The following is a 14476-nucleotide window of genomic DNA, read 5'->3' as shown; positions in this document are numbered from 1 at the left end:
AGCGTTAATCTATGATTGGTTTTATAGAGAGCCGAAAATAATTTTTAGTTGATCCCCGACAAATCCAAGAGTGCTTTTTACAAGATTACCTGTGATTCCTGTAAGCTCTTTAAATAAATCGCCAATAACTCCTCCTCCTTCAACTGCAGACATTTCTGTTGTGTTCATTTCCTGAACACCAAGGGTTTTTAAATCTAAATTTTTCATAATGGGGTTGATTAAATTAGGTATTCAGTTGTTTTGGATAGGCAGACTAACCGTTATTCCGGGGGACAGAATAACGGAGAATAATTTATTGCTTAAAGCGAGCCTAAAATTGTAAAAAGTTGGGCAAGACCAAATTTAACAGTATTACCTACAACAGTGCTTACTGTATTTACAACTCCGCCTACAGTAGTACTAACCGCACCAAGTATACCAAAAATATTACCTAGTAAACCACCGCCTTCGATTGTTGACATTTCATTCGCATTCAATTCCTGAACGCCAAGGTTTTTTAACTCTAAATTTTTCATAATGGGGGATTATTATAAAATAAATTCCTTACTCGTTAAAGGCTTTTCAGGATACGCCTAGGTTGGCCAAACACTATAACGAAAGTAATGATATTTAGCTAAAACGTGGAGGTGTAAACAGGATGGTTGTAATTGGTTTTTGTTTTGCAGTTGCCTGAATATTTGGTTTTTAGCATTAAAAATGAGCTTTTTTGTGCCGAAGTGTGGTACGCTGTGGTTCTTATTCAATTCGTTCATTTAATGCATTTTCAGGTTGACCTTGTAAATAGCCGTTTTAGGGTTGCGGAAAATTGAATTACAGCTGTGGTAACTGGAGTTTCCATAAGTTGGCATAGACCGAGTCAGGACTGTAAATCAGCTCATGGTGTGTACCTTGTTCAACGACTACTCCCTTGTCCAGTACAATGATTTTATCTGCATTATTCAGTGTACTTAGCCGATGTGCAATTACAATGACTGTTTTCTGGTTGGTTTTTAAAAGATCAATCATTTTTTGAACATATTGTTCTGAAGCTGAATCGAGCGAAGAAGTGGCCTCGTCTAAAATAAGTATCTCTGGATTACGATATAATGCTCTTGCAATAGCAATACGTTGTCTTTGACCACCAGATAGGGCAGTTCCATTTTCACCCAGATAGGTTTGAAACCCTCCTGGAAGTGTTTCTATAAAATCAATGATTCCAAGCTGTGTGGATATCTCGATGATTTTCTGCATATCAGGTTCATAATCTCCTACAGCAATATTATCAATGACATTTCCTGCAAACAGATCAATTTTCTGAGGGACCACAGCTACAGCCTGCCGGAGTGAAGAATTCCTGATATATTTTAAATCATAACTTCCTATACGCACATTGCCTTCCTGTATAGGGTAGATGTTTTGCAGAATTGACATCAGTGTTGACTTTCCCGAACCACTCTCGCCAACAATGGCTGTAAACTTGCCCTTAGGAATAGTCAGGTTTAAATTTTCAAAAACATTGAGTCTTGTGCCATAGCGAAAAGAGACTTTTTCAAAATGTATATCTCCTATCTTATCTGGCGTAAGGTCAACCTGATTTTCATCATTTTCACGTTCCAGATCCATAATTTCAAACAGCCTGTCTGCCGCAATAACAGCATCCTGTACAGTTTTGTTCATGCCGATAAGCGAAGTAACAGGGCCTGTGAAATAACCAATCAGGGTATAGAATGATAAGAGTTCTCCTGGCGTGATATTACCATCCAGTACATATCCTGCACCTACCCAAAGCAGAACAATGGTTAATAACCTCGATATTAATTCGGATGATGTACCTGAAAAAACGGCATTCATATTGGATTTATAACCCGTCTTTAAAAGATTGATAAAACGGATTTCTGTTTTTTCATTGGCATGAGCCTCCAGGCCAAAACGTTTGATCGTACCTACTGAATTTAAACTCTCAACCAGTTGAGATTCTAATTCTGCAGATTCTTCCATCAATTTCCGCTGTGCTTTCTTATTGAGTTTATTTGTGATCCAATAAATCATCAGGTACAGTGGAATAACAGTCAGCATAATCAGCGCCAGCTTCCAGTAATAGGTAAACATCATAATAAACGAAAAGAATACAATGAAGATGTTGACCAGGAAATTAATACTGACATCGTTTAAAAATGCCCTGATTTTTACGGCATCATTGATCCTTGAAATAATTTCACCCACACGCATCGTGTCAAAAAACTGCTGGGGTAATTTTAGCAAGTGTTTATAATACCCTAAAATTAACTGGGTATCTATCATCTGACCTGTTTTGAGTGTGAATATAGTCTTCGCGGTTCCGATAAATAACTGAATCGCCAGAATAATGACCATAGCCATACTCATTAAATTGAGCAGGTTCCGGTTGCCGTCTACCAGTACAAAATCTACTAATTTTTGTACAAAAACTGAAGTGGACAGACCTAAAATTGTATAGACGATTGCTCCTGATAAAGCCTGGATTAAAATGCTTTGATGAGGTCTGATCAGATTCCAGAAACGCGTTTGTACCGATATTTTTTCATTTCCACTCTTAAATTCTTCTGCTGGTAACAACAGTACCAGCGCACCAGTCCATTCTTTTTTAAATTCATCAGTTGTTTTCCGGTGCATCTGACCATCAGCAGGGTCCATCACCAAAATGAATTTACTGGTCACTTTGTAGATTACTACATAGTGTTGTAAGATGTTATCAACAATAAGGTGGGCAACAGCAGGTTTTGGTATCTTGAATAAACTATCAAACGGACCTTTTACACCTGCCGCTTCGAAGCCTAATTTCCTGCCCGCCTCAACCATTCCTAAAACTGTAGTCCCTTTCTTATCCGTTCCAGCCATTTGTCTGATACGTGCTACAGAAAGGTCCAGTTTATAATGGAATGCAATTGAAGCTAAACAAGCCGCACCACAATCTGTAATATCTCTTTGTTTTACTTTGGTGCTCATATTTTGTCGCTTACATTAGGATTCACCCAGTCATCTACTTTATCATAAAGTAATTGATATAAACTGCGTTCAGTTACGGTAAAACGTGCAGTGAAATCCATTCCCTTCTTTAAATATCCTTTATAGCCATTTTTGAGCACTAAATAATTTCTGGTCAGATTACATCTCACTTTAAACACGGGCTGGTTGTTATTGATAATGATGATATCATCTGATATATCGAGTACTTTACCTGTGGCCAGGCCCCATTGATTGTAGTTAAAGGCGTCTACCTGGAAACGGACTTCCTGACCTTTTTTGATGAGCCCTATGTCGGCAGGTCTGACATAACAAAAGGCGGTAATATTTGTATCTGGTGATATTTCCCCGATTTTCTGATTAGCAAATACATAAGTCCCTTTTTGTATACCAGAAAGGTTTTGTACTGAACCGCTGATCGGTGCCCTCAAGGTGTATTGTTTTTTCTGTTCATTCAGGTCTACCTGCTGACTTGAAAGCTGACGCAATTCATTTCTGAACTGATTTGCTTCCGTCTGCCATTTTGTTTTATACTTGGTACTTACCATCAGATAGGCTGAGGCTGCCTGTTCTTTTTCAAATTTATATTTTTCGTATTCGGATTCTGTGACCACCTTGTTGTGGTACAATTTACTGTACCTGTTAAAGGTGGTCTCGGTCTGTTCTTTTGCAATTCTTGAATTTTCAGACTCCTGTGCAAATTCCTGCCAGGCTGCGGTATACTGGCCGGTTTTGGGATTAGGATAGCTATATCCGTTCCACTGCAGGTAAACTAACAGTTTGTTAAGGTCCTGTAGAAATTCACTGATTTGTTCCTGCCTTGTTTGTACCAGGGCATCTTGTTTTTTAGGGGCAGAGGCATCGATCACTAAGAGAATATCCCCCTGCTTTATTTTTTTGTTATCTTTTAATTCAAGCTGAATAATCCTGCCGTTAACAGGAACGGTCAGTTCGGTTTTCTCCATAGAAGATTGTAAAAGTCCTGTACTTTTTACACTGATAGGTGTCTTAATAAAAGGTAATGCTGCGAATGTCAATAGAATAGCAAGCACAGTAACGATATAAATAAGCTGGCTTGGCTTACCGATTTTTGACCGGTAAACAATGGAATTGCTTGATATGGTTTCAATGGAGTAAGTAGACAGAGACATACTGGCTTATATAAAATAACCGTTATGCTAAAAATGGCATAACGGTTATCGTTAAGAATGTAGAATTCTAATTTTTTAAAGAGGACCTATGCCGATATTGATGAGTGGGCCAAGAAGCTTATTCAGCGTACCAACAACATTGGTTAATAGCGTGTTTACTCCCCCAAATAGCCCATTAAGGAGATCCACTACACCACCAAGTAAACTACCGCCTTCGGTGTTTAACATTTCTGTTTTGCTCATTTCCTGAACATCCATTTTGTTTAACTCTAATTTTTTCATAATATCAGATTGTTACAAATACGTCCCTACTCATTTAAGGCTTTTCAGGATACGCCTCTTTGGTCAAACGCTGGATCGAAAATAGATAATAAGAAGTTAAAAACATTGCGGGGATAAATAATGGAAAACAGGATAAACCTGATTTTATCATTTAAGAATAGGCTTTTTGGGCTAATAAAAGCCTTTTTCTGAAAAAATACCTGATGTCTGAGCCTTTATTCAGTTTATTCATTATTAAGGATGGTGATCAGGCCGGATAAAATTCTGCAGGGAGGCAGGCCATGAACTTCCGGAATTTATTACCTTGTAGGCGTTTTGCGGGCTATTTTTTATGAAGAAATATATTTTTTACACACTATTGATCAGCATACTTTTTGGAGTAAAAGGTATCTCTTTTGGACAGAACAAGATTGACTGTAACCAGGTGCTGGATCAGGAACCTTATTTTGCCAAACATCAGGTGGTACAAACAGATTCTCTTTTTTTGAGGGATATTGAAATATTAAAACATTGCGGGGATTATGCAGAGGTAGATAGTATGATATTAAAAGGATCTGTACTTTCTGCATTTTTACATACTGCAATGGACGAAGGAAAACCAGCTACCTATCGGACCATGATCGATTTTATGCATGAATTTAAAACAACACAAGACTATCGTCAGTTTATAGAATCACTGCAGTTATATAGAAATCTGGAAAACAGAAAGGTAAACCTGGCAGAATGGGACCTTGCCCAGCCATTTTTTGTAATGATGGGTTTTACGCAAAATGATATTGATGATTTCAAGCAGTTCATTGCCAATCCTGCTTATCATAACCTGACTTATATTGCGGTCTATAATTTGTATATGAAAGAACTGAATAAAGCTACCGGCAGTAAATAGTCTTTAAAATAGCAAGTTTCGGGTAGTTAAAGCTTATTCCGGTCTCTATTTTTGTAGAGTCAAATCAATTACAGAAGCAATGAAAGCACAGGAAGAAACTAATTATAGCCGTATTGCCGAAGCAATCAGTTATCTCAATGGCAACTTTAAAACACAGCCCGGTCTGGAAGAAGTAGCTGAAAAAATAAATCTAAGCCCTTTTCATTTTCAGCGGTTATTTACAGAATGGGCAGGCGTAAGCCCTAAAAAATTTCTACAGTATCTGACTATAGAACATGCCAAAAAGATGCTGAAAGAAAATCAGGCAACACTTTTTGAAACTGCATTCGAAACTGGTCTTTCAGGAACCAGCAGGTTACATGACTTATTTGTTAATATCGAAGGGATGACGCCCGGGGAATATAAAAATGGTGGAGAGAACCTGGTGATCAACTATAGTTTTGCTGAAACCCCTTTTGGAAATATCCTTGTGGCCTCTACATCCAAAGGAATTTGTCATATCGCTTTTGCTGATGATGCAGCAACCGGACTGGATGTTCTGAAAACTAAATTCCCCAACGCTGCCTATAAACAGATTGCTGACGCGATTCAGCAAAATGCCCTTTACATATTTACACATGACTGGGAAAAGATCAGTGAAATTAAGCTGCATTTAAAAGGAACAGACTTCCAGTTGAAAGTATGGGAAACCTTATTGAAGATCCCGGCAGGTCAGTTAACTACTTATGGAGCTGTAGCTAAAAATATAGGTATGCCAACTGCTTCAAGAGCTGTCGGTACAGCAATAGGGGCTAACCCGGTTGCTTTTTTAATTCCTTGTCACCGTATTATTCAGTCAACAGGTGCTTTTGGTGGTTATCATTGGGGCAGTACCCGTAAAACGGCTATAATTGGATGGGAAGCGGCAATGACAGCTAAAGAAGGATAAGATGAAGACAATTGATGAAAAAATAAATGCCGCTGACTGGCAGCAGGTAACAGAAAGTATGCATGATAAAGGTTATGCTATTATTGAAAATATCCTGACAGCAGCAGATTGTTCAGCGCTGATCCATAATTATCAGAATCCGGAGGGCTATCGTAAAACCGTTGTCATGGAAAGATATCGTTTTGGTCTTGGAGAATATAAATATTTCAATTATCCATTGCCTGCATTGATTCAGTCCATCAGAACACAAATCTATCCCCGCCTTGCACCAATAGCGAATACCTGGATGAGGGTTCTCCAAATAGATAATCAGTATCCCCTTGTACATGAAGAACTGCTGAATCTTTGTGAACAGCAGGGGCAAACTAAAGCAACCGTACTTATTTTGAAATATGGACAGGGGGGATATAATACTTTACATCAGGATCTTTATGGAGATCTTTACTTTCCAATTCAATTGGTTTTATTCTTAAATGAACCTGGAGAAGATTATGACGGGGGTGAGTTTGTGCTAACTCAGCAAAATCCAAGGGCGCAGTCTAAAGCAATTGTATTGAAACCGCGTAAAGGTGATATGCTGATGTTTACTACTAATTTCAGACCTGCAAAAGGCAGTAAAGGATACTATCAGATGAAGATGAAACATGGTGTCAGTGAAGTACATCAGGGTGAACGTTATGCCGTAGGCATTATATTTCATGATGCATTAACTTAAGATGATCAGGCATATATTAACCAGTGATCAAGACCTCAGAAAATTAATCAGAAAGGGTATAATCACCATCGGTGGAAATGAAAAACTGAAAATCTACGGATGTCTGAACTGTAAAAGCGGAAAAAGGATGAAGCGGGTAAACAGGGTCTTTTTTACAGATGAAAAAGAAGCGGTCTCTAACGGGTTCCGCCCATGCGGAAATTGTAAAAGAAATTTATATAAAGAATGGATTTATTCAGTACAGAAAAGCCTTTAAACTTATTGCCCTATGACGGGGAAGTGATTTATTACGGGCAGGTAATCAGTTCCGGCAGGCTTGCTTATTATTTACAGCGGCTGTTAGAAGATATCGTCTGGAAGAATGATGAAGCAATTATTTTCGGGAAACATATCAACACTAAAAGGAAAGTAGCCTGGTATGGGGATGCTGAATATGCCTATACTTACTCTAATACCACCAAACATGCCTTGTTATGGACTGAAGATTTGCTGGCCCTGAAACAGGTGGTAGAGCAGTTGAGCGGTACTCAATTTAATTCCTGTCTGCTTAATTTATATCATGATGGCAATGAAGGGATGGCATGGCACAGTGATGATGAAAAATCACTGGGGAGGAATACCACCATTGCTTCTTTAAGTTTTGGTGCTGAACGCAAATTTGCCTTTAAGCACAAAAGCACGAAACAAGCACTGTCGGTACTGTTGGAAAATGGGAGTTTACTGGTGATGAAAGGAGCGACGCAAAGCCATTGGTTACACGCTTTACCCAAAACAACTAAGGTTGCCCGTCCAAGGATAAACTTAACCTTCAGGACAATCGTGTAACAAATTCTTTTGATCATTGTTATCTTTACGGATATTATCAAAACCAGCAAATGACAGATGTTTCCCGTAAAAGTTTTCTGAGTGATGCTAAAGGCAAAATTATAATCGGTTTCGTACTTGCCTTTTTTGCCCTTTTTTTAGCATGGGGAGTTAGTAAGATTGCTTTTGATGAAATGCTGAATACCGTAGATACAATATCAACACCTAATGCCAAATTACGACTGGTGAATAAGGTTTCCAGAAAAGTAGCCAGCCTGGACCAGCAGCAAAGAAACCTGGCCTTTAATTCTCCGGGAAATTACGGTAACTTCTTTAAACAGTCCGGTCAGCTCAGGGGAATGCTTGATTCTTTAGGAGGAATGTATAGTACGGATTCTGTTCAGCTAAACAGAATAAAATCAATAGAAAAGCTATTGGTTCAAAGAGATAAACAGTTCATCAATTACCTGAAAGTCAGAGAAGGACTGGTTAATAATAAATCATTTACCCAGGAGGTTCAAAAGCTGAATGAAATGGTCAATAAAGGGCCGCAGCAGCAGGATAGTACTATTGTGACTACTGAAAAAAAGACTTCTACGGTGACCATACTTCCGGTAGATGAGTCGAAACAGCGTAAAGGCTTTTTTAACCGTTTGTTCAGTAAGAAAAAGGAAGAAGAGGACAAGTCTTACCAGGTGACCAATGAAGAAAAGATAAAAAGGGATACGATTGCTTTAGCCGGAGAGACCGTAATTGCAAAAGGTTTAGAGAAATCATTGCGAAGCATAGCCAAAGAACAACAGTTAAAAAGTGCCCGTTTTCTGGACAGGGAGGCCACGCTTGCCAGTGCAAATGAAGTGCTTATCCGTCAGATGCTTGATATTTTAAGAAAAGTAGAAAGTGAGGTCGTTACACAGATCGAGCAGAATGGGGTAGAAGCTAAAGCAGTTGTCAATACGGGGATTACAAGGATCAGCTTTATTATGATTGGCTTTTTCCTGTTGACTGTGGTATTATTATACCTGATTCTGACAGATATTACTAAAAGTAATCTCTACAGGAAAGAACTGGAAGCAGCGAGAGATGAGGCTGAGTACCATGGTATGGCCAAACAGCGGTTCCTGTCCAATATGAGCCATGAAATAAGGACACCTTTGCAATCTATTATCGGTTATGCTGAAATTATCAGACATCAGGAGCATCCTAAATTAAAAGATATAGATGCAATCTATCATTCTTCAGAACATTTATTGCAGATCGTAAATGAAATTCTTGATTATAACCGGATCATATCAGGTAAATTCACTTTCCAGCAAAAACCGTTTAATATTAGTGAGCTTCTGGAAGAAGTGATTACGATCATGAAGCCTCAGGCAGAGCAGAAAAAACTTGAAATGCAGACAGAAATGGAGCTGCATGGTGTTGATTTTGTAATGGGAGATGCTTTCAGGCTTAAACAGATTTTATATAACCTGTTGAGCAATGCGATTAAGTTTACACAAACCGGTCAGGTATTGCTGAGTGTTTTTTACAAGCGGCAATCCGATAACCTGCACTTTACTTTTATGGTAAAAGATACAGGAATTGGTTTGACGGAAGAAGAAAGTAACCGGGTTTTTAATGAATTTGAGCAGATTGATTCGGCCGATAAAGAAGTGATTAATAAAGCAGGTGCAGGGCTTGGACTGACTATTATTAAATCATTGGTAGAAAACCAGGACGGTCGTATTTATGTGAAGAGTAAGCCGGGAGAAGGAAGTACTTTTACTGTTTATCTAACCTTTGGGATTGCTGCTGCGCCGGTTGGAGAACAACATATTCCATTGATCAGTGAAAAAGTATATGTTAAAGATAAGGTTTGGGTAGTAGACGACGACCAGTTAATTCTGGATTTGTGCCAGATTATTTTCACGAAGAAACATATTGATCATTTATGTTTCAATTCACCTGCAGATTTACTGGCTGCGGCCTGGGACCCTAAAGTTAAATATATCCTGATGGATATGCGTATGCCAGAGATTTCAGGTGCGGAGCTTTGCAGACGGATGAAGGCTAAGATCCCATCGGATGTAAAGATCTATGCAATGACTGCCCAGGTACTCCCTGAAGAGCTGGAATCGGTCTTAAAACAAGGATTTGACGGATTAATTATGAAACCGTTCCGTGAAAATGACCTGCTGGCTGTTTTTAGCAGTACAAAACCAGCGGACCAGAAAGAAATCACTGAAACTGATGATTTCTCTGACATCGCTTTAGATACTGCGATGGTAGAAAAGATGACTTTTGGAGATGAGGAGCTGTTACTGAAAATTCTGAACCGGTTTAAAGAAGACTGTCAGCATGATATGGTTGAATTGCAGCAAAGTATGAGCACAAACGATCAGCCACTGGCGAGGTTAATTGTTCACCGGATAGCAGGAAGAACCGCACAAATGGGTTCGGGACAACTGGCTGCAGAATTCAGGAAAATGGAAATAGAGCTTGCTGAAATACAGGAAATTGATGCTGTACATCAGGAAAAGCTGACGCTTCTAATCAAAAAACTCAGCTTATTGATGCAGTTGGTAGATCAGAAAATTAACTGATCTACTCAATCTCATAGCGCTCCATTTTACTGTAAAGCGTTTTTCTGTCTATATTAAGCAATTTTGCAGCTTTTGATTTATTGTATTTTACCTTAATCAGTGTCTCCATGATCAGGCTTTTCTCATTACTTTCATTAATAGCCTTCAGGTCCGAGCCGCCAGGTTTAGGCGTTTGTTTAATAGCCAGGATCATTTCATCAGGTAGTGATTCAATACCAGCGGTATCCCCGGGAGTAAGCAGGACCATTCTTTTAATCACATTTTTCAGCTCTCTCAGGTTACCAGGCCAATCGTATTGTAAAAGAAGATCTTTAACAGGTGCAGACAGCTTTTGAACATTTCTGTCAAGCTCAGCATTAGAAAGTTTAATAAAATGGTCAATGAAAAGTTCAAGATCTTTACCCCGTTCACGTAAAGCAGGCAGAAGAATTTTAAACTCATTTAAACGGTGATAAAGGTCCTCACGAAATTCACCATTTTGTATACTGGTTAATAAATCGTCGTTTGTAGCTGTAATGATGCGCACATTTACAGAGATTTTCTTCGTACTGCCTAATGGTTGAATAACGCGTTCCTGCAGGGCCCTTAATAGTTTAACCTGTACCTCATAGCTCAGGTTACCTACTTCATCCAAAAATAGGGTGCCACCCTCAGCAGCTTCAAATTGTCCTTTTTTGTCATTAACAGCACCGGTGAAGGCACCTTTGACATGGCCAAATAATTCGCTTGCGGCTAAATCTTTAGAAAGCGCACCGCAGTCAATTGCGACAAAGGGTTTAGTGTTTCTTTTACTTTGGGTATGAAGCGTACGGGCAGCATATTCTTTACCAGTTCCGCTTTCGCCCTGTATAATGACAGACATATCAGTAGGGGCAACCAGGTCTATATGTCCATATAGTTTATCGGCTGTTGCGCTTTTTCCTTTGATAAAATCTTCATGTTCAACAGAAGCCGTTTGATTATTTTCAACTTTTTTACCCAGCGCACCTCCGATAATCATTAACAGTTCATCAGGGTTAACTGGTTTGGTAATATAGTCCATTGCACCAAGCTGAATTGATTTTACAGCTGTTCGTACATCATTAAAGCTGGTCATGATCACGACCGGATAGTTTGAACCGTTTTCCCTTAAATGAGCCAGGACATCCAGTCCTGTTCCATCAGGAAGACGATAATCAATCAGGAATAGTTCAAAATTGTGTTGTGTGATGATTTTGAAAGTACTTTTAACATCATGGACCACATATGGCTCGTGGCCATGCTTTTTAAGAAAGCCTTCTAACAACTGTGAGAAAGTTAGATCATCTTCAATAATAAGTATTTTCGCCATAAGTATCCGCTTCTCTTTTGAATATACAGGCAAAAATACAAAAGCCGGAGAACTTCCGGCTTTTATATTATTTATATTTTATTTGTGTGTAATGACTATTGTTGAACAACACCGTCAGCACCTACTTTTAAGAAGGCAACTTTCTCGTCTTTTTTAACGTCAACCTGGTAATAAGTTGATTTATCTGCATTTGTAACTAAAAATGCTCCTGTTGGTGTCCAGTCTTTATAAGCATCTGCTTTTAAAGTAGCTTTTACTGGTTCTGGTAATTCTTCCAGTTTAACCGGTACTTTAGCACCATCGTCTTGTCTTACTGAATAAGCTGCGCTGTCTTTTTTCATTGTATAAGAAGCACTGTCTGTTTTTACTAAAGTTGCTGCACTATCCAATGTGGCTGTATAAGCTGCACTATCAATTGGATTTTTAATTTCATTTGCTTTAACTGTTGATACTCCTGCGATTGCTATAACTGCTGCTGATAAAATGAAATTTCTCATAATTGTTTATTTTAATTTAAAATTCTAATTGACTAATTCTGTTTAGTTAGGTTTCAAAATGGTGCCAGCGTGCCAGAAAACAAGTAATTGGCTTTTTTAGAGTGATTTATGATTTTTAGCCAAAAATAAACGTGTTGACTTTCTCTACACTCTGCCCTGATTTACAGCATATCTGGCAGAACAAATCGATCTGCCGGGTGTTATTTGCTGAGAAAACTTAATCAGAACTGTTATGACCTATAAAGAAATGCTGGATATGCTGGCTAAAAAGACTGCTGAAACTTATAACCTGTATTTACAGGCGAAAATCTCAACCTTAGTTGATGACAATGATTTTTCTTCTGATAAAGCCGAGCAGCACAGAGCAGAATACGAAAGACTGGAAAAGAAACTGGTTGCGCTGATAGCCACAATAAAAAATGAGGAGTCTATTGATCAGGAGGCCCCGGGTAACTTCTTTGAAGAGTTTATTAAATAAAGACTATAAAATTAGTAGTCTTTATTTAATAAAGGTATTTTTGAAAGATTAAATCAAAAATGCCTGATATGAAGTTACCCATAAACTACCTTGCTTTCATTATACCTGTATTCTTTATCTTTTTGCTTTTAGAGTATAAACTGGCTAAAAGGAAAAAGAAAGAACACTACTTTAAACATGAAAGCTCGGTAGCTAATGTGAGTATTGGGATAGCAGAACGTTTAATCAACCTTTTTGTTACTGTTGGTTTTTACCAGGTTTTTGACTGGATATATACAAATTATGCCCTTATTCATATCCCCAATACCTGGTGGGTATATATTATTCTGATGCTGGCAACAGATCTGTTATGGTATTGGTACCATAGGCTGGGGCACGAAATAAATTTTTTATGGGCTGCTCACATTGTCCATCACCAAAGTGAAGAATTCAATCTGACGGTCTCTGCCCGGATCACCACTATTCAGGCCTTAATCCGAAATATCTTTTATGCGGTTCTGCCTTTAATCGGTTTTCCTCCGGTTATGGTTTTTACTATTTTATTAGTACATGGGGCTTATTCATTTTTTACCCATACCCAATTAATCGGTAAACTAGGCTGGCTTGAACAGGTGCTGATCACTCCGTCCCTGCATGGTATTCATCATGCCAGTGACGAAAAATATCTGGATAAAAATTATGGGGATGTTTTTACTTTCTGGGATAAGCTTTTCGGGACCTTTCAGCCCGAAGAAGAAAAGCCAAGTTATGGATTGACACACCCGCTAAAAAGCTATAGCTTTTTATGGCAGCATTTTCATTATTATCTGGAAATTATAGAGGCCTGCCGTCGTGTAAAAGGCTTTAAACAAAAATGCCGGATTATTTTTGGGAGCCCTGCTTTGTTAGATCAGGATATCCGGCCTGCGCTGGAAAAGAAATTTTTAATGTCAGGGCGAAGAGATAATCCTCAGTTTAAAGTCAGGAATTATCTCAATGCTCAGGTCATTTTTTCTATTTTGATGCTGACTGGTTTTACCGCATGGTTTCCTGTGCTTGGGCCGGCCGATAAGCTTTTCATTGCAGTAACTATACTCTTGACACTGATTAATTGCGGTGCGCTGATGGAACAGCGTAAATATATATATGAGCTGGAGTGTATCCGGTTAATTCTGCTATTGAGTTATATCTTCTGGAAAGCTGGCATCTTTGAATGGATTTTACTGCCTGCGGTAGTGATGATTATCCTGGAACGTGTTTTTCAGGTTAGCAGATTATATTACCGTTATATATTAAAGGACGAAACAATATATTAAATTCGTCACATTTATCAATACCTAAATCTTTTCTTAGCTTTGTATTTAATATGTTGTCTAAGAAAACAAAATATGCCATTAAAGCACTGGTGGCTTTAGGCAAGAACGTAGAGAATCCTCCGATGCAAATCGTAAGGTTGGCAGAACAGGAGATGATACCCAGAAAATTTCTGGAACAGATATTATTGGATTTGCGTAATGCAGGATATTTGTACAGTAAGAAGGGAGCAGGTGGTGGTTATAGTCTGAACAAGAATGCTGCGGATATATATCTGGTAGACATTTTGAGAATAACAGACGGACCTATCGCTATGGTTCCTTGTGCAAGCTTAAAGTTTTACCGTAAATGTGACGAGTGTCATGATGAGAAAACCTGCGGGATCAGAAAAACATTTATTGATGTTAGAGATGCGACCCTGGAAGTACTTTCAAAGACCTCTGTTGCCGATGTAATTGCCCGTGAAAATAGCGGAGAACTGCTTTATTAATTTTATCATAAAAAAAAGACGACTATTTGAATAGACTTTATTATATTTGTTTATC

General features: G+C 38.4%; 16 protein-coding genes. 9 read left to right on the top strand and 7 right to left on the bottom strand.

Going from position 1 to position 14476, the window contains the following annotated elements; translation table 11 throughout:
• Positions 1-21: 21 nt before the first annotated feature.
• The 5 genes from HDE68_RS11750 to HDE68_RS11730 all read right to left on the bottom strand — a co-directional run bounded on the left by HDE68_RS11750 (position 22) and on the right by HDE68_RS11730 (position 4415).
• Positions 22-207: a hypothetical protein gene (locus tag HDE68_RS11750; protein WP_183882113.1), complete on the bottom strand. Its 186-nt coding sequence runs from the start codon at positions 205-207 to the stop codon at positions 22-24.
• Between the two features lie 92 nt (positions 208-299).
• Positions 300-515, bottom strand: a complete 216-nt coding sequence (locus HDE68_RS11745) for a hypothetical protein (RefSeq protein WP_183882111.1) — start codon at positions 513-515, stop codon at positions 300-302.
• Positions 516-810: 295 nt separating this feature from the next.
• Positions 811-2964 (bottom strand): peptidase domain-containing ABC transporter, encoded by a 2154-nt coding sequence (locus tag HDE68_RS11740; RefSeq protein WP_183882109.1) that lies wholly within the window; start codon positions 2962-2964, stop codon positions 811-813.
• Positions 2961-4133, bottom strand: coding sequence for an HlyD family secretion protein (locus HDE68_RS11735; RefSeq protein WP_183882107.1), 1173 nt, complete (start codon positions 4131-4133; stop codon positions 2961-2963). Before HDE68_RS11735 ends, HDE68_RS11740 begins: the two co-directional genes overlap by 4 nt.
• Positions 4134-4208: 75 nt before the next feature.
• Positions 4209-4415 carry a hypothetical protein gene (locus HDE68_RS11730; protein WP_183882105.1) on the bottom strand — a complete coding sequence of 69 codons (207 nt, stop codon included), beginning with the start codon at positions 4413-4415 and terminating at the stop codon, positions 4209-4211.
• Between the two features lie 331 nt (positions 4416-4746).
• Here HDE68_RS11730 and HDE68_RS11725 point away from each other — a divergent pair, with 331 nt between their 5' ends.
• The 6 genes from HDE68_RS11725 to HDE68_RS11700 all read left to right on the top strand — a co-directional run bounded on the left by HDE68_RS11725 (position 4747) and on the right by HDE68_RS11700 (position 10333).
• Positions 4747-5301 carry a hypothetical protein gene (locus HDE68_RS11725; RefSeq protein WP_183882103.1) on the top strand — a complete coding sequence of 185 codons (555 nt, stop codon included), beginning with the start codon at positions 4747-4749 and terminating at the stop codon, positions 5299-5301.
• Positions 5302-5380: 79 nt separating this feature from the next.
• Complete coding sequence (locus HDE68_RS11720) at positions 5381-6229, top strand: bifunctional helix-turn-helix domain-containing protein/methylated-DNA--[protein]-cysteine S-methyltransferase (protein ID WP_183882101.1); 849 nt, start codon at positions 5381-5383, stop codon at positions 6227-6229.
• A 1-nt stretch (position 6230) separates the two neighbouring features.
• Positions 6231-6944, top strand: coding sequence for a 2OG-Fe(II) oxygenase (locus HDE68_RS11715; protein WP_183882099.1), 714 nt, complete (start codon positions 6231-6233; stop codon positions 6942-6944).
• Between the two features lies 1 nt (position 6945).
• Positions 6946-7200 (top strand): Ada metal-binding domain-containing protein, encoded by a 255-nt coding sequence (locus HDE68_RS11710; protein WP_183882097.1) that lies wholly within the window; start codon positions 6946-6948, stop codon positions 7198-7200.
• On the top strand, positions 7170-7769 hold the full coding sequence (locus tag HDE68_RS11705) for an alpha-ketoglutarate-dependent dioxygenase AlkB family protein (protein WP_183882095.1): 600 nt from the start codon (positions 7170-7172) through the stop codon (positions 7767-7769). Before HDE68_RS11710 ends, HDE68_RS11705 begins: the two co-directional genes overlap by 31 nt.
• A 50-nt stretch (positions 7770-7819) precedes the next feature.
• A complete protein-coding gene (locus HDE68_RS11700) occupies positions 7820-10333 on the top strand; it encodes a hybrid sensor histidine kinase/response regulator (protein WP_183882093.1) in 2514 nt (837 codons plus the stop codon).
• Between the two features lies 1 nt (position 10334).
• On the opposite strand, the gene HDE68_RS11695 is transcribed toward HDE68_RS11700, so the two are convergent.
• Both HDE68_RS11695 and HDE68_RS11690 read right to left on the bottom strand, forming a co-directional pair.
• Entirely contained in the window at positions 10335-11663 is a 1329-nt protein-coding gene (locus tag HDE68_RS11695; protein WP_183882091.1) for a sigma-54-dependent transcriptional regulator, read from the bottom strand.
• Positions 11664-11758: 95 nt separating this feature from the next.
• Positions 11759-12160 (bottom strand): hypothetical protein, encoded by a 402-nt coding sequence (locus HDE68_RS11690; RefSeq protein ID WP_183882089.1) that lies wholly within the window; start codon positions 12158-12160, stop codon positions 11759-11761.
• 232 nt (positions 12161-12392) lie between these two features.
• Here HDE68_RS11690 and HDE68_RS11685 point away from each other — a divergent pair, with 232 nt between their 5' ends.
• From HDE68_RS11685 to HDE68_RS11675, 3 genes are all read left to right on the top strand, one after another.
• A complete protein-coding gene (locus HDE68_RS11685) occupies positions 12393-12638 on the top strand; it encodes a hypothetical protein (RefSeq protein WP_183882087.1) in 246 nt (81 codons plus the stop codon).
• Positions 12639-12706: 68 nt separating this feature from the next.
• Entirely contained in the window at positions 12707-13933 is a 1227-nt protein-coding gene (locus HDE68_RS11680; RefSeq protein WP_183882085.1) for a sterol desaturase family protein, read from the top strand.
• A 50-nt stretch (positions 13934-13983) separates the two neighbouring features.
• Positions 13984-14421: an RrF2 family transcriptional regulator gene (locus HDE68_RS11675; RefSeq protein WP_183882083.1), complete on the top strand. Its 438-nt coding sequence runs from the start codon at positions 13984-13986 to the stop codon at positions 14419-14421.
• The last annotated feature ends 55 nt before the right edge of the window (positions 14422-14476 follow it).

It is taken from the genome of Pedobacter cryoconitis (assembly GCF_014200605.1).
Classification (GTDB): domain Bacteria; phylum Bacteroidota; class Bacteroidia; order Sphingobacteriales; family Sphingobacteriaceae; genus Pedobacter; species Pedobacter cryoconitis_B.
This window is presented reverse-complemented; position numbering and strand designations above follow the sequence as displayed.

Bases quoted from the DNA above. Each gene is read 5' to 3' on its own strand.
- HDE68_RS11750 (WP_183882113.1), bottom strand. From the start codon at position 207: ATGAAAAATTTAGATTTAAAAACCCTTGGTGTTCAGGAAATGAACACA.
- HDE68_RS11745 (WP_183882111.1), bottom strand. From the start codon at position 515: ATGAAAAATTTAGAGTTAAAAAACCTTGGCGTTCAGGAATTGAATGCG.
- HDE68_RS11740 (WP_183882109.1), bottom strand. From the start codon at position 2,964: ATGAGCACCAAAGTAAAACAAAGAGATATTACAGATTGTGGTGCGGCT.
- HDE68_RS11735 (WP_183882107.1), bottom strand. From the start codon at position 4,133: ATGTCTCTGTCTACTTACTCCATTGAAACCATATCAAGCAATTCCATT.
- HDE68_RS11730 (WP_183882105.1), bottom strand. From the start codon at position 4,415: ATGAAAAAATTAGAGTTAAACAAAATGGATGTTCAGGAAATGAGCAAA.
- HDE68_RS11725 (WP_183882103.1), top strand. From the start codon at position 4,747: ATGAAGAAATATATTTTTTACACACTATTGATCAGCATACTTTTTGGA.
- HDE68_RS11720 (WP_183882101.1), top strand. From the start codon at position 5,381: ATGAAAGCACAGGAAGAAACTAATTATAGCCGTATTGCCGAAGCAATC.
- HDE68_RS11715 (WP_183882099.1), top strand. From the start codon at position 6,231: ATGAAGACAATTGATGAAAAAATAAATGCCGCTGACTGGCAGCAGGTA.
- HDE68_RS11710 (WP_183882097.1), top strand. From the start codon at position 6,946: ATGATCAGGCATATATTAACCAGTGATCAAGACCTCAGAAAATTAATC.
- HDE68_RS11705 (WP_183882095.1), top strand. From the start codon at position 7,170: ATGGATTTATTCAGTACAGAAAAGCCTTTAAACTTATTGCCCTATGAC.
- HDE68_RS11700 (WP_183882093.1), top strand. From the start codon at position 7,820: ATGACAGATGTTTCCCGTAAAAGTTTTCTGAGTGATGCTAAAGGCAAA.
- HDE68_RS11695 (WP_183882091.1), bottom strand. From the start codon at position 11,663: ATGGCGAAAATACTTATTATTGAAGATGATCTAACTTTCTCACAGTTG.
- HDE68_RS11690 (WP_183882089.1), bottom strand. From the start codon at position 12,160: ATGAGAAATTTCATTTTATCAGCAGCAGTTATAGCAATCGCAGGAGTA.
- HDE68_RS11685 (WP_183882087.1), top strand. From the start codon at position 12,393: ATGACCTATAAAGAAATGCTGGATATGCTGGCTAAAAAGACTGCTGAA.
- HDE68_RS11680 (WP_183882085.1), top strand. From the start codon at position 12,707: ATGAAGTTACCCATAAACTACCTTGCTTTCATTATACCTGTATTCTTT.
- HDE68_RS11675 (WP_183882083.1), top strand. From the start codon at position 13,984: ATGTTGTCTAAGAAAACAAAATATGCCATTAAAGCACTGGTGGCTTTA.